Annotated in this window: 12 protein-coding genes and 1 pseudogene; 5 read left to right on the top strand and 8 right to left on the bottom strand. The window is 57.1% G+C overall.

Going from position 1 to position 19,951, the window contains the following annotated elements:
- Nucleotides 1-81 precede the first annotated feature (81 nt).
- The 7 genes from uvrA to SLH49_RS11940 all read right to left on the bottom strand — a co-directional run bounded on the left by uvrA (nucleotide 82) and on the right by SLH49_RS11940 (nucleotide 12,519).
- Complete coding sequence (gene uvrA / locus SLH49_RS11970) at nucleotides 82-2,952, bottom strand: excinuclease ABC subunit UvrA (RefSeq protein WP_320269370.1); 2,871 nt, start codon at nucleotides 2,950-2,952, stop codon at nucleotides 82-84.
- A 159-nt stretch (nucleotides 2,953-3,111) separates the two neighbouring features.
- A complete protein-coding gene (locus SLH49_RS11965) occupies nucleotides 3,112-4,167 on the bottom strand; it encodes a LysM peptidoglycan-binding domain-containing protein (RefSeq protein ID WP_320269369.1) in 1,056 nt (351 codons plus the stop codon).
- A 367-nt stretch (nucleotides 4,168-4,534) separates the two neighbouring features.
- A complete protein-coding gene (gene lpdA / locus SLH49_RS11960) occupies nucleotides 4,535-5,929 on the bottom strand; it encodes a dihydrolipoyl dehydrogenase (protein WP_320269368.1) in 1,395 nt (464 codons plus the stop codon).
- 117 nt (nucleotides 5,930-6,046) lie between these two features.
- Complete coding sequence (locus SLH49_RS11955; RefSeq protein WP_320269367.1) at nucleotides 6,047-6,628, bottom strand: DUF924 family protein; 582 nt, start codon at nucleotides 6,626-6,628, stop codon at nucleotides 6,047-6,049.
- A 123-nt stretch (nucleotides 6,629-6,751) separates the two neighbouring features.
- On the bottom strand, nucleotides 6,752-8,038 hold the full coding sequence (locus tag SLH49_RS11950; RefSeq protein ID WP_320269366.1) for an MFS transporter: 1,287 nt from the start codon (nucleotides 8,036-8,038) through the stop codon (nucleotides 6,752-6,754).
- A 123-nt stretch (nucleotides 8,039-8,161) separates the two neighbouring features.
- Complete coding sequence (gene queA, locus SLH49_RS11945) at nucleotides 8,162-9,217, bottom strand: tRNA preQ1(34) S-adenosylmethionine ribosyltransferase-isomerase QueA (protein ID WP_320269365.1); 1,056 nt, start codon at nucleotides 9,215-9,217, stop codon at nucleotides 8,162-8,164.
- Entirely contained in the window at nucleotides 9,214-12,519 is a 3,306-nt protein-coding gene (locus tag SLH49_RS11940) for an AsmA-like C-terminal region-containing protein (protein WP_320269364.1), read from the bottom strand. The genes queA and SLH49_RS11940 overlap by 4 nt, the downstream gene beginning before the upstream one ends.
- Before the next feature lie 84 nt (nucleotides 12,520-12,603).
- On the opposite strand from SLH49_RS11940, the gene bcp reads away from it, so the two are divergent.
- Together bcp and SLH49_RS11930 are read left to right on the top strand one after the other, a co-directional pair.
- On the top strand, nucleotides 12,604-13,071 hold the full coding sequence (gene bcp / locus SLH49_RS11935) for a thioredoxin-dependent thiol peroxidase (protein ID WP_320269363.1): 468 nt from the start codon (nucleotides 12,604-12,606) through the stop codon (nucleotides 13,069-13,071).
- 504 nt (nucleotides 13,072-13,575) lie between these two features.
- Nucleotides 13,576-14,062: pseudogene (locus tag SLH49_RS11930) on the top strand (transposase); the annotation flags it as partial.
- A gap of 589 nt (nucleotides 14,063-14,651) precedes the next feature.
- Here the strand turns inward: SLH49_RS11930 and SLH49_RS11925 are convergent.
- Nucleotides 14,652-14,756 (bottom strand): hypothetical protein, encoded by a 105-nt coding sequence (locus SLH49_RS11925; protein WP_320269362.1) that lies wholly within the window; start codon nucleotides 14,754-14,756, stop codon nucleotides 14,652-14,654.
- A 256-nt stretch (nucleotides 14,757-15,012) separates the two neighbouring features.
- On the opposite strand from SLH49_RS11925, the gene gyrA reads away from it, so the two are divergent.
- The 3 genes from gyrA (at nucleotide 15,013) to trmFO (ending at nucleotide 19,945) form a co-directional block, all read left to right on the top strand.
- The gene (gene gyrA / locus SLH49_RS11920) at nucleotides 15,013-17,748 is read left to right on the top strand and encodes a DNA gyrase subunit A (RefSeq protein WP_320269361.1); all 2,736 of its coding nucleotides are present in this window, start codon (nucleotides 15,013-15,015) and stop codon (nucleotides 17,746-17,748) included.
- Between the two features lie 42 nt (nucleotides 17,749-17,790).
- On the top strand, nucleotides 17,791-18,522 hold the full coding sequence (locus SLH49_RS11915; protein WP_320269360.1) for a porin: 732 nt from the start codon (nucleotides 17,791-17,793) through the stop codon (nucleotides 18,520-18,522).
- A gap of 67 nt (nucleotides 18,523-18,589) precedes the next feature.
- Nucleotides 18,590-19,945, top strand: a complete 1,356-nt coding sequence (trmFO, locus tag SLH49_RS11910) for a methylenetetrahydrofolate--tRNA-(uracil(54)-C(5))-methyltransferase (FADH(2)-oxidizing) TrmFO (protein ID WP_320269359.1) — start codon at nucleotides 18,590-18,592, stop codon at nucleotides 19,943-19,945.
- Nucleotides 19,946-19,951: the final 6 nt, after the last annotated feature.

The raw sequence follows: 19,951 nt of genomic DNA, 5'->3' as shown, positions 1-19,951 counted from the left end.
GTCTTCCCTGCTCGTCACGATAGGGTTTACAAATCACAAGCACGATCAAAGCACAAAGCGAATTGAGAGCGGCCTCGGAATTTATTCGGCAGCAACTGATTTTGGTGCCAGCATCTCTTTCAGATAGCGGCCAGTATGGCTTTCCGCGACCTCGGCCACCTGCTCTGGTGTGCCCGTCGCCACGATCCGCCCGCCGCCATCACCGCCCTCTGGGCCGATATCGATGATGTGGTCAGCGGTTTTCACGACGTCCAGATTGTGTTCGATCACGATCACCGAATTGCCTTGATCAACCAATTCATGCAGCACTTCCAAGAGCTTACGGACGTCTTCGAAATGCAGACCCGTCGTGGGTTCATCGAGAATATAAAGCGTCCGGCCCGTGGAGCGTTTTGAGAGTTCTTTCGACAGCTTCACCCGCTGCGCCTCGCCGCCAGAAAGTGTCGTCGCCTGCTGTCCGACCTTGATGTAGCCGAGCCCCACACGCATCAGCGCATCCATCTTTTCGCGGATTGACGGGACGGCGGAAAAGAACTCCTGCGCATCCTCCACCGTCATATCAAGGACATCCGCGATGGACTTGCCCTTGAATTTGATCTCCAAAGTCTCGCGGTTGTAGCGCGCGCCCTTACAGGTCTCGCAGGTCACATAGACATCCGGCAGAAAGTGCATCTCTATCTTGATGACGCCATCACCCTGACAGGCCTCACACCGTCCGCCCTTGACGTTAAAGCTGAAGCGACCCGGTTTGTAGCCCCGCGCCTTCGCCTCAGGCATGCCCGCAAACCAATCGCGGATCGGGGTAAAGGCACCGGTATAGGTCGCCGGGTTCGACCGGGGCGTGCGCCCGATGGGGCGTTGGTCGATGTCGATCACCTTGTCCAGATGCTCGAATCCTTTAATCGTCTCGCAGGGTGCAGGCGTCTGCCGCGCGCCGTTGAGCTTCACTGAGGCATTCTTGAACAATGTCTCAATCGTCAGGGTTGATTTGCCGCCACCGGACACACCGGTCACACAGACGAATTTGCCCAGCGGGAAATCAGCCGTGACATTCTGCAAGTTGTTCCCCGTCGCCTTGACCACGGTCAGCTTCTTGCCCTTGCCTTTGCGGCGCTTGGTGGGCACCGCGATCTCGCGCGTGCCGACCAGGTACTCACCGGTAACGGACCCTTCGGCCGTCATGATCTCTTGCGGCGTGCCTTTGGCCACCACTTGCCCGCCATGGACACCCGCGCCAGGGCCAATGTCAAAGACGTAGTCCGCCTCGCGGATCGCCTCTTCATCATGTTCGACAACGATCACCGTATTGCCCTGATCGCGCAGATTCTTCAGCGTCGTCAGCAGGCGGTCATTGTCGCGTTGGTGCAGCCCGATTGACGGCTCATCGAGCACATAAAGCACGCCCTGCAGGCCAGAGCCGATCTGAGATGCCAACCTGATCCGCTGGCTTTCACCGCCAGACAGGGTGCCCGAGTTACGGGACAAAGTCAGATACTCCAGCCCGACATTATTCAGAAAGCCCAACCGCTCGCGAATTTCCTTCAGGATCGCATGCGCGATCTCATTCTTTTGCTTGGTCAGATTGTCAGGAACGGTCAGGCACCAATCATAGGCCTCCTTGATCGACATCTGCACCACCTGCCCGATATGGAGCAGGTCGTCGGGTGCTCCGATCTTGACCGCCAGCGCCTCTTGCCGCAGCCGATAGCCATCACAAGTGCCGCAATTGCGGTTGTTCTGGTAATTCTCGAACTCTTCGCGGATCCAGTTGCTATCGGTCTCGCGATAGCGGCGCTCCATATTGGGCATTACGCCTTCAAAGGCCCGTTCTACCTGATAGACGCGGCCACCTTCATCATACCGAAACTTGATCTCGTCCTCGCCAGAGCCATAGAGGAACACCTGCTGGATCTTCGGATCCAGATCCTTCCAGCGGGCGTTTTTGTTGAAGCCGTAATGCTTCGCAATCGCCTCGATAGTCTGCAGGAAATACGGGGATTTGCCCTTGCGCCACGGAGCCAGCGCGCCATCGGCGATCTTGAGCGTCACATCAGGAACAACAAGCTGTTCATCGAAAAACAGCTCAACGCCCAACCCGTCACAGGACGGGCAGGCACCAAAGGGTGCGTTGAAGGAAAAGAGACGTGGTTCGATCTCCGGGATCGTGAAACCGGATTCAGGGCAGGCGAAATTCTCGGAGAAAGTGATCCGCTCCGGATCACCCTCTTTTGGGGCGGTCTCCAAAACCGCAATCCCATCGGCCAGATCAAGTGCTGTGCGGAAACTGTCAGCCAAGCGGGTCTCCAGCCCCTCCTTCACAACAATCCGATCAACGACAACATCAATGTCATGACGGAACTTCTTGTCGAGCGTCGGCGGCTCGTCGAGCTCATAGAACTGCCCATCCACCTTGACCCGCTGAAAGCCCTGCTTGCGCAGTTCCAGAAACTCCTTGCGATACTCGCCCTTGCGGTCGCGGATGATGGGGGCGAGCAGATAGCCCCGCGTCCCCTCTTCCATATCCATCACACGATCCACCATGTCCTGCACCTGTTGCGCCTCAATGGGCAGACCGGTCGCGGGGCTGTAGGGCGTGCCCGCGCGGGCAAAGAGCAAGCGCAGATAGTCGTAAATCTCGGTGATCGTGCCCACCGTCGAACGCGGGTTCTTCGACGTCGTCTTCTGCTCAATGGAAATCGCCGGGCTGAGACCGCTGATATGGTCCACATCCGGCTTTTCCATCATATCAAGGAACTGGCGGGCATAAGCGCTGAGCGACTCAACATAGCGGCGCTGCCCTTCGGCATAGATCGTATCAAAGGCGAGCGAGGACTTGCCCGACCCCGACAAGCCTGTGATCACTACAAGCTGATCACGCGGAACATCAACGTCGATATCCTTGAGGTTATGTTCACGCGCGCCGCGTACCTCAATGTTTTTGAGCTCTGCCATTCCAACCCCCAGGGACAACTCCGTCTTCAGATAGCAGCGCGAGAATTATCTGCCACCCCGGAGCAAGAACATTATATGAACAAATGCAAAATAATCACAACAAAGAAAAACCCGGCTGCTTCGCCGCAACCGGGTCATTTCGGTGCCTTTCAGACAGGATTACTGGTTGTAGTAAGCCGAGAAGCCTGCGCGAACTGTTTGGAACCATTCGCCGGATTCGCGGATGTTCTCCAGACCTTCGTTGAGCGCGCTGATGATCTCAGCAGCATCAGGATTATTCTTATCAACAAACACGGCAAGCACGTCGGCACTTGTCAGGTGCGGGTTGATCGCAACCTGCTCTGCAATTCCCATACGTTGGGCGATGTCTTCCGATTGTGCAGTCACCAATGCGACAGCATCAACCTCACCGGCCATAAGCGCAGTAAAGCAATCGTCAGGATTTGCAGGCTGCACGTAGTTCATTGCGTCGCGCCCAAGGCCAAGGCTGGTTGGGCCGACATCTGAGTAATCGGACGGCAGGCATAGCGATTTGCCAGCAAAGTCAGCGGCGTCGGTCGTGGTTGCGAGCGCATCGTCGCTGCGGGTCGCAAGACCTGTGATGATCTCATAGAACGGATCTGAATGCAGGAAACCGTCACACCGAAACTTTGAGTTTTCGGTCAAGGTTTCTGGCGCCTCGCAATTTGGGCGCAGCCATGGGAAGGCGCCATCAAAAGCACGCGCAGGCAGAAGCGTTTCTAGATGCGAGCCCCAATCATTCACAAAAATGATCTCGGTCTTATAGCGCGGTTCCATCGTGTCCATTGCAGCACGCACAAGCTGTGTGTAGACGCCGCCGCCTTCGAGCCCTTCATCCGTGTAAGGCGGATAGCCGGTCCCGGTGACGAGACGGATTGTCTTTGTCTCGGCGGCCGTCACTTCTGGAACAGGTGTTGCAACACTTGCCTGAACCGTACCGGACCCAGGCAAAGAGCCGTCCGCACATGGCAAAGACAATTGCATGCCAACCGAAATGATATTCGGGTTGGCGCCAATCACATTGCGGTTCGCATCCCAAATCTCCTGAAAGCTGATGCTGCCATAGGCCTCGCGGGCAATAACGCTCAGCGTGTCGCCGGGCTGCACGGCATAGACGCTGCAGGCCTCCTGTGCGTGTGTCGCTGTGGCGCCCGCCGCAGCAACGAATGCTGCCAGCACGACTCTTGTTGTCATGTCTTTCTTCTTCATTTCATTCACCAGGCTAAGCCGTCTCCATGTTTGTAAGCGAACAAGGCGATAACAAAGCGCAACACACGCGCCTTGCCGTTTTGATGAAGGGTTTGGTCTGTATCAGTTTTGCCAACCCATCATCGTTGACGGTGGGCTAAGCACGAACACTGTTCGCATTTGGGTCAAAAAACGACCAACACATGGCGAAGTTCACATGACTTGACGTAAGTGCACCTTACAGCGGAAGAGCTAAACGATTGCGACACAACCATGAGTCGCAGTGGCATAATCCACGGCTGCATTCGTCGATGCCACCTTGGCCACGGCGCAATAGGGCAACGCGACATTTTCGTAGCGCGCTTAGGCCCGGTCACATATGGATCACGCGATCATAGGCGTCGAGCACGCTTTCGTGCATCATTTCCGACAATGTGGGGTGCGGGAAGACGGTGTTCATCAGGTCTTCCTCTGTGGTCTCCAACTGGCGCCCAACGACATAGCCTTGGATCAGCTCAGTGACTTCGGCCCCAACCATATGCGCGCCGAGTAGTTCGCCTGTCTTGGCGTCGAAGATGGTCTTGATCATCCCTTCCTGCTCGCCCAAGGCGATGGCCTTGCCGTTCCCGATGAAGGGGAACCGACCGACTTTGACGTCATGGCCGAGTTCCTTAGCCTTGGCCTCGGTATAACCGACAGAGGCAACCTGTGGATGGCAGTAGGTGCAGCCGGCAATCGTTTCCGGTTTCACCGGATGCGCATGTTTACCAGCGATCAGGTCGGCAACCATCACGCCTTCATGGCTGGCCTTGTGTGCAAGCCAAGGCGCACCTGCGATATCGCCAATGGCGTAAAGGCCGTCCACACCAGTGCGGCAGTATTCATCCGTCACCACATGGGTGCGGTCCACCTTGACGCCAAGCGCCTCAAGCCCCAGCCGCTCGACGTTGCCGACAATGCCCACCGCACTGATCACCGTGTCAAAGTCCATTGTTTCGACCTTGCCGCCGGTTTCGATATGGGCGGTGACCTTGCCTTTGCTGCGATCAAGCTGCTTGACCATGGATTTCTCCATGATCTTCATGCCCTGTTTCACGAACTGCTTCTTTGCAAAGGCGGAGATCTCGGCATCTTCCACGGGCAATACGCGATCCATGACCTCAACTACCGTCGTGTCCGAACCAAGCGTGTTGTAGAAGCTCGCAAATTCGATTCCGATTGCACCTGAACCAATCACCAACAGCTTTTTGGGCATCCGCTTGGGCTGCAGCGCGTGTTTATAGGTCCAGACCAGATCGCCATCCGCCTCTAGCCCCGGTAGTTCGCGCGCACGGGCACCAGTCGCAAGGATGATGTTCTTCGAGGCCAGTTCATCAGTCCCCTTCTCGCCCTTCACAGTGACTTTGCCCTTAGCAGGGATTGTCGCCTCACCCATGAAAACCGTGATTTTGTTCTTTTTCATCAGATGGCTGACGCCGCCCGATAGCTGGCCGGCCACGTCACGGCTGCGCTTCACAACCGCATTCAGATCGTAATCGACACCCGTCGCTCTCAGGCCAAACTCCTTCGCGCGATGCATCAGGTGGAAGACTTCGGACGAGCGCAACATCGCCTTGGTCGGAATGCAGCCCCAGTTCAGACAGATGCCGCCCATATGTTCACGTTCGACGATTGCCACCTTCATGCCGAGCTGTGCAGCGCGAATGGCGGCCACATAACCGCCTGGCCCGGCGCCGATTACGATGATGTCAAAAGTCTGCGCAGCCATGTGGTGCCCCTCCAAAACCAGATTTAGTTGAACGCTAAACTATTTTTGGAGCGACCTCTAGTGACCTGGCGTCATAACTGCCATCGCAGTGACGCAAAGCGGCGGATCAACCGAGGCTCAACTCGCTTGGGCGAGCTGGGCCTGAATTGCACTTGCATATCCACCCGCGTCAAGAAAGGCCTGCTCTGCTGGGGTTGTTTTGCGACCTAACGCGGCATTGCGATAGGGAAAACGCCCGTAATCGCGGATCACCGCACGATGGGCGCAGGCGTGATCGCGGTTGTGATGGCCGGTCTCTGGCATCCGTGTGTGGATCAATCGCACTGCGCGATCCTGATCGCAAAGACTTTCCGCATGCATCAGCGGCAGATAAAAGAACTGCCGCGCCGGTTCATCGATCTTCATGTCCCAATCACGGTCAATCGCCATTTTCGCCGCAGCGCGTGCGATATCATCAGTCGCGAAAGCTTGTGCCGTGTCACGGAACATGTTTCGCGGAAACTGGTCCGTCAGAATGATATAGGCCAAGGTGCCGGACGGATAGGTAAGCCACAGGCTCAGGCTGCCTTCGCTCGCAGCTTCCCAGGTCGCAAGAAAGCGCTCTCTGATCTTCTCATCAAAGGCCGGATCGGATTTGTACCAATCTTCTGGCGCACATTCATCCAACCAGAATGCCAGTACTTCATCGGGGCTTACCACCACACCATTCCTTCAGTGACTTCATCGACACATTATCACGGAAGCAAACAAACCTCGCCCTGGCAAGGGTTTACAGCACGCCTTCGCTCAAATGATCTTTCGAGATGACACAGTGGGTGAGAATTATGGCGCCACCTTCGGCAGGTCTTCGCTCGTCTCGAGGATATCGGCCTCGGCGTCGATGTAAGCCTCTTGCGCGACCTCCGCGACGACCGGGGTCGATGCGGCGGACACAGGCGTGTAAGGCACGCTCTCGGCCTCCACGATGTCGCTGCGGCTCCGCTGCGTGGTTCGATACATCCCATAGAAGCCGGTGGCCAACATCAGGCTGGCGGTGAACAGCCAATAGCCGTTGTTGCCAATCACATCCATCATCACACCGACAATCAGCGGACCTGCAATGGCACCCACGCCGTTGATGAACAGAAGGCCCCCTGACGCGGCAGCCATATCCTCTTTATCCAGATAATCGTTGGCATAGGCGATCACGAGCGCATAAAGCGGATTGGACATGCCGCCGACGATGGCCCCGCTGATCACGATCAGTGCAAAGTACCCGGGCACGAGGAACGCGATCAGCGACCCCGCCCCACCAATCAGTGACACCCAGATGATCAGCTTGCGTCGGTCCATCCGGTCAGACAACCAGCCAATCGGATATTGTAGTACCAATGCTGACACGTAAATCGCCGAGATAAAGAACGAGATCTCACCAACGCTCAACCCGACGCGGTTGCCATAAACAGCGGACATCCCGAACTGCGCCGAGAATATGCCGCCCAGCATGAACATTGAAAAACAGGCCAAGGGTGACGCATTGATCAGATCCTTGATCTTCATCGGCTTCGTTGTCTCGAACGCGGGCATGGGTCGTGCCGACAAAAGCACCGGCGCAAAGGCGAGCGACACGAGGACGGAAGGGATGATGAACAGCACATAGCCCGAAACATCCCCCTGACTGACGATCCACTGCGCAAAGACCACTCCCGCCATCTGCACCATCAGGTAAATCGACAAGGCCTTGCCGCGGGTTTCGTTGCTTGATGCGTCATTCAGCCAGCTTTCAGCGGTGATATAGACGCCGCAAAAGCAAAACCCGATGATCACGCGTCCGATCGTCCATGAGATTGGATCGACAAGGACCGGATAGATGATCAGGACCGCCGAAATCGTTGAACCGAGTGCCGCAAAGACGCGCACATGTCCAACGCGCTGGATCAGTTTGGGCGTAAAGCGGGAACTGAACAAAAACCCCAGAAAGTAAGCCGACATGATGATCGACAGGGATAGCGTGCTGAACCCTTCCTGATCGCCACGCAGGCCCAGCAATGTGCCCTGCAACCCATTGCCGACCATTAACAAAAACATGCCAAGGAAAAGGGCCCAAGACCCGGTCAGCACCTGAAACATCGCGCGCCCTTTCTGCGATCAGAACCGGCCTATCCCATGATTCTGGTCCGATCTCACCACAGGAAAACGACCCGGTCGCGCCTGTTCGCGTCCTTTGTTCAGCACTTTAACGGGAAGGTCGGCCTATCCCTGTTCGGGCAGCAAGAGGGAGCTGTCACCATAGCTGAAAAAACGGTATTCTTCATCTATGGCATGGGCATAAATATCGCGGATCTGCGGCACGCCCATAAGCGCTGAAACAAGCATCATCAGCGTGGATTTGGGCAGATGGAAATTGGTCATTAGCCCGTCAGCAATCTGAAACTGAAAACCCGGTGTAATGAAGATATCGGTCGGGCCTTGCCATGGCTGCATGACGCCATTTTGTGCGGCACTTTCGATCAGGCGCAGTGCTGTCGTGCCCACCGGAATGACACGGTGGCCCGCCGTTTTGGTCGCATTGATTTCATCGGCTGCCACCTGTGTCACCTCGCCCCATTCGGCATGCATCTTGTGATCTGCGATATCGTCGACCTTGACGGGCAGGAACGTCCCTGCCCCGACGTGTAGTGTGACATGGGTGAACGCAACGCCGCGCTCGCGCAGTGCCTCCAGCAGCGGCCCGTCAAAATGAAGCGACGCGGTGGGCGCCGCAACGGCACCAGATCGGCGCGCCCAATGGGTCTGATAGTCCGATTTGTCAGCCTCATCCGCCGGACGCTTCGCAGCGATGTAAGGCGGCAGAGGCATCGCCCCGACCGCATTCAGGGCCGCATCAAAATCGTCACCGGTCAGATTGAAGCGTAACCTGGCCTGACCATCCTCGCGCCCCGTGACCTGTGCGGACAATTCGTCTGAGAAGGTGATGGTCTCGCCGTCGCGCACCTTTTTCAATGGTTTGACGAGCGCCGCCCAATCCCCCTCTGGCTGCGGCTCCAGCAGAGTGACCTCGATCTTCGCAACTGTTTCTCCCGCTTCACCGGAACGGTGCCGTTCGCCCGTAAGCCGCGCCGGGATCACCTTTGTGTCGTTGAGGACCAGCCGGTCGCCGGGCCGGAGAATGTCAGGCAGTTCATTGACGATGCGATCCGCGATCTGCGCGCCTTCAGCAACCAAGAGCCGCGCCGAAGAGCGCGGCCGCGCCGGGCGGGTTGCGATCAGATGTTGCGGCAGATCGAAATCAAATTCGCTCAGCTTCACTGCGAAAGCTCCGGCGCGGGCCTGCGGAAAATCTCGCGAAACATGCCCGGGGTCAGTGCCGATAGCGGGTTGACCAGAACCTCGGGTGTGGTCGCGGTCCCACCGATATTGAAGTTGAAACCGATCAAGCCCTCGCCCTTTCGCGTCAGAAAACTACCGATGCTGTTGACCAGATAAAATGGTGACACCACGCCTTGCAGATCAAGCGCACCGTTGGCGAGCGTGTATGTGCCATCAACGGAAATGCCAAGCCCCGGACCGACCGCGCTGGCCTGCGAGACGATCACTCGGGCCGGGGTTAGCCGGAATGTGGCATCAACCTGGTCAAATGACAGCCCTTGCCCATCCAGCTGCTGCAAAAGGCCAACGACACTGATCGCGTCCAAGAGGGCCGCCATGGTCGGTGCCTCCTGCACCCGAACGCTGCGCACGCGCAAGGTGCCGTCAAACTGGCCCGCCGCACCGGTTGGCAACAGCGTGAGGTCAAGCGAACCGCCACTGGCATTGCGCATAAATCCGGCAGCGCGCAACGCTCCACCGGCGTTGTCACTGAGAAGCCGCACGGCGACCCGCCCGTTTCGTTGCGCGACGGTGCCGTGCACTGCCGTCTCACCATTGACGCGGGCCTGAAACTGACCGGTAAAGCCGTCGCTATTGCGGAAATTGCCCCGAAACGCTGTCAGTGCGATGCCTTCGGTGATCTGAAGACGGTCGAGTGCGAGGTCCAAGAGACCGCTTTCGCCCTCACCGCCACCCAAAGCAGCGCGTCTGAGGTCAAGCGTTCCGCCCCCGATTTCGACACCGACCGGACGCCCTTCCCCGCGACCGCGCAATGTCACAGGTGCATCCAGCCAATCGGCGACGCGGACATTGCTGAAAACCGCAGTCTCCAATCCGCCCGCTGCGCTGAGCGTCACGCGTCCCTGCGCCGCCAAACCAGCACCGCTGATCTCAAGATTGGTAATCTCAGGTATGTCGCCCAATATCCCCTCGACACGCAAGGCACCCGCTGCATCCGGTGGCTTTGACCATCCGACGGCGGGGATCGCAACGCGCAAGCCGCGCATATCGGATTGCAGCAGGAAACGCGGTGGCGTGCCCTCAGCAAGATCAATCGTCAACTGGCCCGCGCTGCGCCCTGTCACAGAGCCGTCTGGCAAGTTGATCTGCAAGGCGCGCAAAAAGTCCGGAGACAGTTCTACCTCAGCACGCACCTGACTTGTGCCATTGGCGGGGCCGCCAAAGGGACGCTCCCAAACCGCATCTGCGACGGTGCCGTTCAAGCTGACAGGGCCGGTCAACTCCATACCCGCCCGATTGGCCACAACCCGCAGGCGGGGGGCTGCGAGCGGGCGATTGGGGATCAGATCGCTGCGCACGCGCGCCACATCCGCGACCATCTCAAACGTCACTTCGTCAGGCCGCGCACGATGTTTGAGCGGCCAGTCGAGCGTCCCCTGCACCTGCGCGCGGCCATCAGCCACCGTCACGGGCAGATTGGCACGGTCCATAAACGTAAAGGGCCGCTGGTTCAGCACAGACAAAATCGCGGTGACCGAACTGTCGGTGACAAGGTTCAGATGCGCGGGAATCGCGGGTTTCACGCGTAAATCGTTAAGCTCAAATACAGACCCCGCCAACTGAACCGGCCCTCCCTGCGGCGCATCGACGACGCCCTCATCAAGGGTCACGACAAAGGCGTGATTGCCCAGGCTAACCGCCCCACGCCCATCCCGGATCGACGGCATATGTCGCAAAAAACGCACCTCGGCATCCTGAAATTCGAAGTTTGCCGCTAATTCGAGTGGCCGCCCCGGTGATCGGCGTATGGATGCGTAACCGTCAAAAATGTCAGCCATGATGATATTGCGCGCCACCCAATCACGGGTCCCAGGCTTTATGGAGCGCGGCCAGAATGCCAGAACATGTTCGGGCGTGATTTCCGAGACGGCCGTATCCAACGCAATACGCCAGCCTTCGTCGGTCGCGGTTACTGCACCATCAGCCACAACCTGCGTCGGGCCGTCATTTATCACCATTTGCCCGATCTCAACCGAAAAAGGATCAAAACGCACCCGTAAATCAGCCAGCATTTCCGGCATCTGTGGCGGCGTTTCGAACAGACCAGGCGGGTCAATCACAACATCTGCGAACGAAAACTGGGCGAGCAAGGCGCGTGGCAAACCACCCTGAAATTCGCGCAGATATGCGGTGCCATTGGCCTGAAAACCACCCCAGGCGGTTCTGACGCCGATGTCACTGAAAGCGATGCTGTCGCGCACCGGATCATACGTCAGATAAGCACGTGCCTCGTCAAACGTAAGCGGAGCGGTTGCGGCGTTGGGCTGCAGCGCGCCGGCACCGATTTGCAGTGCCGCGTTCAAAAGGCCCAATTGCCCGTCCGCATCAAGACTGGTTCGCAGGGACGCCGTGATCGGCGCCTCTACGTCGCGCATCCAGGTTAACGCGGGGGACTGCGCGGCAATATCGCTCGCCACTGCATCGGTGATATTCAGTCCAAAATCGGCAACCCGACTGCCACGCGGGCTTTGGTAAGAGATACGCACCCCCGTCACGCCGTCGCGTCCGGACAAAAGCGCAAAGTCGCCACGCAGATTTGTCTGGTCGTTACGCAAATCCAGTGTGACGGTCCCATTGTCCACGACCCAAGCGCGCCCGGCCCGCGCATCATCAAAATTGACGATCATCCCTTCGGCGCGCACCGTCTCAAGTGCCTCCAATTCCGGTCGCTCAAACACTCTATCCAATTGGTCCAGTAGTTCCGGGCCCGACGGCGCTTGACCAATATCCCCTGCCCCCGCCGCAAAAGCGACCGCAAATGAGCCATCAGAGCCACGACGCAGGTTAATCTGCGCCCCGATCAGCCTGATCTCCTGCGCCAGCACATCCTGTTGAAACAGCAGGCCACGGGGTGAGATCAATCCTTCAACAACCGGCACCCGGGTGATCACCAGACCGGATGCATCGGTGAGTACGATGTTCTGCAGCCTGATTGTGGGATGCAAGTCTTTGCCGATCCGCAAGGAGACCGCCCCGAATTGTAGCGCACCACCATCAAGAAAACTGGTTGCCCGCGTCTCGATCCGCTCCATGATCCAAGAAGGGACGGAGATGTCGCGCTCAACAATCATGACGGCGGCCGCGAGCGCAAAGATAAGCGGCGCGAGGCAGATCAGATAGATCGCGCGCAGCGCGAAGACCCAACGCCCAAGCCGGCGCTTTCCAAGCTGCGCCGCAACCGGTGCTGTTTCGTCATCGCTGCTATGGTCTTGCGCGTCCACAAACACTCCACAATTGGACTTTAACTCTCTCCAGGTCGGACTAGAACCTTGATGACAATGCACCACACCCTGCAAGGAGCCAAGATGACACATCCTAATGTCGGCGACACCGCCCCAGAGATCAACTTACCGCGTGATGGCGGCGAAATGGTGAATTTGTCTGACTTTGCAGGCAAGAAGATCGTACTTTACTTTTACCCAAAGGACGACACGCCCGGCTGCACGAAAGAGGCGATCGGCTTTACCGACGCGGTGGATGCATTTGCAGAGGCGGACACGGTAATTCTTGGCGTTTCGAAAGACAGCATCAAGAAACACGACAAATTCGTGGCCAAGCACGAGTTGAAAATCGCGCTCCTTTCAGATGAAGAGGGCGACGTTTGCGAGCGCTACGGCGTCTGGGTCGAAAAGAAGATGTACGGCAAGACTTATATGGGTATCGAACGCGCGACGTTTCTGATTGGCGCCGACGGCAAGATCGCGCAGGTCTGGCGCAAGGTGAAGGTGCCGGGCCACGTCGATGCCGTGCTTGAGGCCGTGCGCAAAACATAGAAACTGCTTTGGTTTTTGGGGCTTCTTCCATTTTTGCTGTCCAAAGGCACTGGCTTCGCACGACAGAACCACCTTTGTTGTGCGTAAACTAGCGGTACGAGGATCAGGGTGATCTCGGATCCCGTTCATTAGTACAGTGTGCCTCTCTTCGGCGGTCAGTGAGTTCGTGCGATGATCAAACAGCAAAGTGCTGTGCCGTTCGCGTTACTTTGCGGACCTTTTATACCGGTTTGCTTACCACTTTCCCGGATCAGTCTCGCATCGATATCTGCATCGTACTTTTGGCGATTGCGTATAAGAAAATGGCGCGGTGCCTTCACATTCGGGAGCGAACTTAGAGATGCCGGGACATACCAAACACGGATGAGTGCCTCCAAGACGTCGCTTTGAGTCATCTTGTTGTGGAAAGATGCTGCTAGTCGTTGACGGTTGCAAGCTTTGACCTGCGCCCCTGAAATGTCTGGCATTTAAGACTATCCTGTTCGCCGATTGAGGAGGCCGATGATCAAGAGAAGCCATTTCAGCGAACAGCCGAGTGTCGAGATATTGAAGGAGCATCAGCCGAGCGCAACAGCTACTGGTCTGTATCAGAAGCACGGCGTCGGCGATGCGATCTTTTGAAGATGCGCGCCAAACAAGGCGGTGTGGAAGTGTCGGATGCGAATAAGCTGAAAACGCTCTAGGCCGATAATGCAAAGCTGAAGAAATTGCTAGCTGGGCAGATGATGGATGTGTCGATGCTTAAGAAAATACTAGAAAAATGCTTTTGACGCCTGGGTCACGCAGAAGGATGGTGAAATGGGTCATGACGGAGAAACAATACACTCAAAAGCGGGCCTGTGCCTTGGCCGGTATTGATCCACATCTTCATCGGCGCTTGTTGAAGCGGCAATCTGACACTGTTTTGCCGGATCGGATGAAAGAGCTGTCATCTGAACGGCCACGCTTTCGTTATCGGTGCCTGCATATTGTGCTCAAACGTAAGGGTTGGCCGCCCGCGATACTCTCCAGATAGATGCGGCGTACATCTTCCAGCCCTTCTCCATAATCTGTCTCGTCATTGTTCTGTGACCCTTCATTAGTAGACCGCGCATCGCCTTGACGACCGTGGTAGGCTTCTCGTCAATAACTATCATGCCGCATACCAAATCCAAAAGTGCTTTGGGCAGGATGATCGGGCGTGGAGTGGCGAGCGAGCTTGACAGACTCTCGAAGTCGTCACGGAGACAGCGGGGTTTATGCCGTCGGAGGCGGGCAACTGCATATTCCAACCTGTCCAACGGGAGCGTCTTCCCGATTGTGGACGACACCAAAAATGGCCACCGCCCCACCTGTTTCACGCAGTATGAAATCGTATCGCTCAATGCGCGCCAAAGGCGGCCGCTCACCCATAATGCGACCAATAAAGCACGGGCGCATTGCTGACGTGTCCACCATGCAAAATAGGGTGCGCTGTCGCCGCACGCGCCAACACCGCTCCGAGCTAGTTCTGATAAAACACTCCGATGAAATGACGCCACCGACCTAGGCTGATCATCTTGCGCTGAACAAAACTTACTTAATGAAGCGGATCGTCCAGCCTAACTGCCAAAAAGTGATAAATCATCACAGCTTGCGCGATAATCCGATGGCAAATTGTGATACCGCCAGATAAACGTATTCAGAACATGAAGATGGTCTGGCATGCGGCAAAACACCCTAGCTCTGGTCAACCTTTACCCTGTCGTTAAAAGTCGGTCTCCAGCTACGTAACCTTTCCTTCGTGCTGTCTTGTAAGAAAGGGACTTCGAGTCGAAAAAATAAGTCACAAAAACAATGCAATATTGCTGATAACTTGCTACTGCCAACAGCCATAGTGATGCGGCATTGCGCCCCATATCAAGTGTCTGATATCATCTTCGCAACGAGATGTAGCACAATAAGAAGCAACAGGCCACGAACGTGAACGACACCCCAGAAACACCTGAAAACGAAGACCAAATGCCGCCTGGACGGCCCGCATATGATGGACCCGCGGTCACGATCGAGCACGAATTGAAGACGAGCTATCTCGACTACGCGATGAGCGTAATCGTGAGCCGTGCAATTCCTGATCTTCGAGACGGCCTAAAACCTGTGCACCGGCGCATCATCTATTCGATGTATGAGAAAGGCATCACCGCCGACAAGGCTTATCGGAAGTCTGCAAAATCGGTCGGCGACGTGATGGGTTCATATCACCCGCATGGTGATTCCGCGATCTATGACGCGCTCGTGCGGATGGCACAGGATTTCTCCATGTCGTTGATGCTGATCGATGGCCAGGGCAATTTCGGCTCTATGGACGGCGATGGCGCGGCTGCAATGCGTTACACTGAAAGCCGCCTGGCCAAAGTTGCGCAATACATGACCGAAGACCTGCCCAAGGACACGGTCGATTTCATGGACAATTACGACGGCAAGGAACAGGAACCGACCGTCCTGCCGTCGCGCTTTCCCAACATGCTGGTCAACGGGGCTGGCGGCATTGCCGTGGGGATGGCAACGAATATCCCACCACACAATCTGGGCGAAGTCGTCGATGCCACGCTGGCGCTGATCGACGATCCGGACCTGTCGACCGAACAACTCATCGAACACATCCCTGCCCCCGATTTCCCCACCGGTGGGATCATTCTGGGCCGCTCCGGCGCGCGCAAAGCCTATCTGGAGGGGCGCGGCTCGGTCATCATCCGCGCCCGCACGAAGGTCGAGGAAATCCGCAAAGACCGCTACGCCATCATCATCGAGGAAATTCCTTATCAGGTGAACAAGGCCACGATGATCGACCGCATCGCGGAAGCCGCGCGCGACAAGCGGATCGAAGGCATCGCCCATGTGCAGGACGAATCCGACCGTAATGGCGTACGCGTGGTCATCGAGCTGAAACGCGATGCCACGGCGGAGGTCGTGCTGAACCAATTGTTCCGTTTCACGCCGATGCAAACCAGCTTTGGCTGCAACATGCTCGCTCTGAACGGCGGCAAGCCCGAAATGCTGACGCTGCGCGGCTTTCTGACCGCCTTTGTCGATTTCCGGGAAGACGTCGTCGCACGCCGGACCGCGTTTGAACTGCGCAAGGCGCGCGAGCGTGCGCATATCCTGTGCGGCCTCGCCGTGGCCGTCACCAATATTGACGAAGTTGTCGCGACCATCCGCGCCTCAGCCGATGCGGCGACCGCCCGTGAAAAGCTGATGACGCGACGCTGGCCTGCAGAAAGCATCCTGGAATACATCGCGCTGATCGATGACCCGACCCATACTGCAAATGAGGACGGCACCTACAATCTCTCTGAGACACAGGCGCGTGCCATCCTTGAGTTACGTCTGCAACGCTTAACCCAGATCGGTGTGCAGGAAGTCACAGATGAGCTGCAGGAACTGGCGCGCAAGATCCGCGAATATCTTGAAATCCTCGGCTCGCGTGAGCGGATCATGCAAATCATCCGTGATGAGCTGACCGAAGTCCGCGATCTTTTCGCTGTCCCGCGTCGCACCGAAATCGTCGACTGGTCCGGCGACATGGAAGACGAGGACCTGATCGAGCGCGAGGACATGGTCGTGACCGTTACCTCCGGCGGCTATATCAAGCGCACTGCCCTGACCGATTTCCGCGCGCAACGACGCGGCGGCAAGGGCCTGTCGTCAATGCAGACGAAGGAAGAGGATGTCGTTACCACCCTCTTCGTGGCCAATACCCACACACAGCTTCTGTTCTTCACGACTGACGGGATGGTCTACAAGCTGAAGACTTGGCGCTTGCCGCTTGGCAACCGCACGGCAAAGGGCAAGGCGATTGTGAATATCTTGCCGATCCCGCAAGGTGTGTCGATTGCAGCCATTATGCCCGTCGATCGTCCAGAGGAAGAGTGGGATGACCTGCAGGTGGTCTTTGCCACCTCAGCGGGAACTGTGCGGCGTAACAAACTGTCAGACTTCACAAATGTGAAATCAAACGGCAAGATCGCGATGAAATTCGAAGACGAACATGCGGAGACCACGCTTATCAACGCGCGCATCGCCTCCAACGATGATGACGTTATGCTTGTCACCGATTCCGGCCGTGCGATCCGCTTTCCGGCGACCGATGTCCGTGTCTTTAACTCACGTTCTTCCGTTGGCGTGCGTGGCATCAATCTGCAGGGCAAGGACAAGGTCGTCTCAATGTCGATCATCCGACACTTTGAGGCCGACCCAGCAGAGCGTGCCGCCTATCTGAAAATGCGCCGCGCCATGGCCGGTTTGACCGACGACGCGGAAAACGAGGATGAAGAGGCCGCACCCGGCCAGATCACGCAGGAACGCTATGCCGAGATGTCGGCGGCGGAAAACCTGATCCTGACCATCACTGCCAAGGGGTCGGGCAAACTGAGCTCCAGCCACGACTACCCGGTGCGGGGGCGCGGTGGCATGGGTGTTGCGGCCATGGACAAGGCGATGCGTGGCGGCCCATTGGTCACCTCGTTCCCGGTCGAAATGTCGGACCAGATCATGCTTGTGACCTCAACTGGCCAGTCCATCCGCGTTCCCATTGACGGTATTTCGTTCCGTTCGCGCGGCGCTGGCGGTGTGAAAGTATTCGACACCGGCGCCGATGAAACCGTTGTAAGTGTCGCCTGGATTGCAGACCAAGGGGCGGATGAAGAGGAAGAAAACTAGAAGGTAAGGCGGTCAAAAATAACAGTGAAAAGGGGAAAACCCATGATAAGAGCAGTTCTTTACGCAGGTGTTGTGATTGGTTCAACTTCGACCCTGGCCTTGGCCCAGCAACTTGATGGTGCCGAGATTGGTCTGGAACTTCAGCGGTTTAGCGACATCTCTGAAACCAACACCTCCTATTATGGTGGTGTCGAGGTCGCGATGTCACCCATTGTCGGGTTTGGCGCCGATGCCAGTTTCACAACCAATTCTGAAAACAGCGAAAATGTCTCAAGCCTAACCTTGCATGGCATCTACAACGGCGGCCCGTCCGGCAGCAGCTTTGGCCTGTTTTACAGCATCGATAGCGTCGATGACGATGATGCGAGCCTCTTTGGTGCCGAGGCAGCATTTGCCTTTGGACGGGGACGCGTAGACAGTTACATCGGTGCGGGCGAGTTGGACGATACAAACAACGACATCGGGTTTATCGGCGTCGATCTCGACTATGAGCTTGGTAACGGATTTGGCGTTGGCGCTGGTTTTGAGAGCTATAATCTTTCGTCCAGCGACGGCGACGCCACGATCCGCACGCTTGAGATTGGCGGTTCTTACCGTGTCGCCCCCGAGGTGATCGTTTTCGGCCGGCTTGGCAATCTGAACAGAGATATCGATGGCGGTGCCGATGATGATGATACTTATCTCATGATCGGCGCTGAAGTTGGCTTTGGCCGGAATGGCGGGCTGACCTTCGGGCCCCGGAGCATTCTGAAGGATGTGCCGGTCATTTTCTGAGCGACCTTGCAGCTACGAGGTGCGTGGCGGGGTTTGCAAACTCGCCCGCACCCTCTAAATCACCTGCATGACAAAGACACTCAATATCATCGGCGGCGGCATGGCCGGGTCCGAGGCGGCTTGGCAGGCAGCCAATGCTGGCATTCAGGTCAGATTGCATGAAATGCGCCCCAAGGTCGGGACATTTGCACATCGCACCGGTCATTTGGGTGAGATGGTGTGCTCGAACTCGTTCAGATCTGATGATCACGAGCAAAACGCCGTTGGGCTTCTGCATTGGGAGATGATGCAGGCCAATGGTCTGATCATGCGCACGGCCTACCAGCATCGGCTGCCCGCCGGTGGCGCCTTGGCGGTTGATCGTGATCCGTTCGCGGAGAGCGTCACACAAACTTTAGAAGCGCACCCTAACATCAAGATTTCATACGATGAAATTACATCGCTGCCCGAAGACGGCCATTGGATCATCGCCACGGGTCCGCTGACCTCTGGCGCATTGGCTGAGGCTATTCAGAAAGAAACGGGCGCCGAGGCGCTCGCCTTCTTCGATGCCATCGCCCCCATCGTCTATGCCGAAACGGTTGATATGGATGTGGCCTGGATGCAGTCGCGCTATGACAAGGGTGAGACCGAGGACGAACGAACCGCCTATCTCAACTGTCCGATGACCCGCGACCAGTATGAGGCGTTTATCGACGCTTTGCTGGCGGCTGAAAAAACTGCGTTCAAGGAAGGCGAAACCGCAGGCTATTTCGATGGCTGCCTGCCGATTGAGGTCATGGCCGAACGCGGACGCGAGACGCTGCGCTTCGGCCCGATGAAGCCTGTTGGCCTGACCAATGCGCATGATCCGGACAATAAGCCTTACGCGGTCGTGCAGCTGCGACGCGACAATGCTTTGGGCACGCTATTCAACATTGTCGGCTTTCAGACCAAGATGAAATACGGCGCGCAGAAGGCTGTTTTCAAAATGATTCCCGGGCTTGAGAATGCGGAATTTGCTCGTCTTGGTGGCATTCACCGGAACACATTCATCAACGCACCCACGCTGCTGGACGATCAGATGCGGCTGCGTTCAAAACCGCATATCCGCTTTGCCGGGCAGATCACCGGCGTTGAAGGCTATGTGGAGAGTGCCGCGATGGGTCTGCTTGCAGGGCGCCTCGCTGTTGCTGAACTGACGGGGCAAGCCCTGTCCCCTGTTCCGCCCACCACGGGCATGGGTGCGCTTGTCACCCACATCACCGGTGGCGCCGAAGCGAAGACCTTTCAGCCGATGAACGTCAACTTTGGCCTGTTCCCGCCCGTGGACGGCATCAAGGGCGGGCGGCGTAATCGCAAGGACCGCTACAAGGCTTACACAGATCGGGCCAAGGCGGATTGGACCGCATGGCTGGGCCAAAAGGCGCTGGACGCCGCCTGATCTTGG

Source organism: Cognatiyoonia sp. IB215446 (genome assembly GCF_033963825.1).
GTDB lineage: Bacteria > Pseudomonadota > Alphaproteobacteria > Rhodobacterales > Rhodobacteraceae > Yoonia.
Note: the sequence above shows the minus strand (reverse complement) of the source record. Positions and strands in the feature narration are given on the sequence as shown.

Bases quoted from the DNA above. Each gene is read 5' to 3' on its own strand.
- uvrA (WP_320269370.1), bottom strand. From the start codon at position 2,952: ATGGCAGAGCTCAAAAACATTGAGGTACGCGGCGCGCGTGAACATAAC.
- SLH49_RS11965 (WP_320269369.1), bottom strand. From the start codon at position 4,167: ATGACAACAAGAGTCGTGCTGGCAGCATTCGTTGCTGCGGCGGGCGCC.
- SLH49_RS11925 (WP_320269362.1), bottom strand. From the start codon at position 14,756: ATGCCAGACCATCTTCATGTTCTGAATACGTTTATCTGGCGGTATCAC.
- lpdA (WP_320269368.1), bottom strand. From the start codon at position 5,929: ATGGCTGCGCAGACTTTTGACATCATCGTAATCGGCGCCGGGCCAGGC.
- SLH49_RS11915 (WP_320269360.1), top strand. From the start codon at position 17,791: ATGATAAGAGCAGTTCTTTACGCAGGTGTTGTGATTGGTTCAACTTCG.
- SLH49_RS11950 (WP_320269366.1), bottom strand. From the start codon at position 8,038: ATGTTTCAGGTGCTGACCGGGTCTTGGGCCCTTTTCCTTGGCATGTTT.
- bcp (WP_320269363.1), top strand. From the start codon at position 12,604: ATGACACATCCTAATGTCGGCGACACCGCCCCAGAGATCAACTTACCG.
- trmFO (WP_320269359.1), top strand. From the start codon at position 18,590: ATGACAAAGACACTCAATATCATCGGCGGCGGCATGGCCGGGTCCGAG.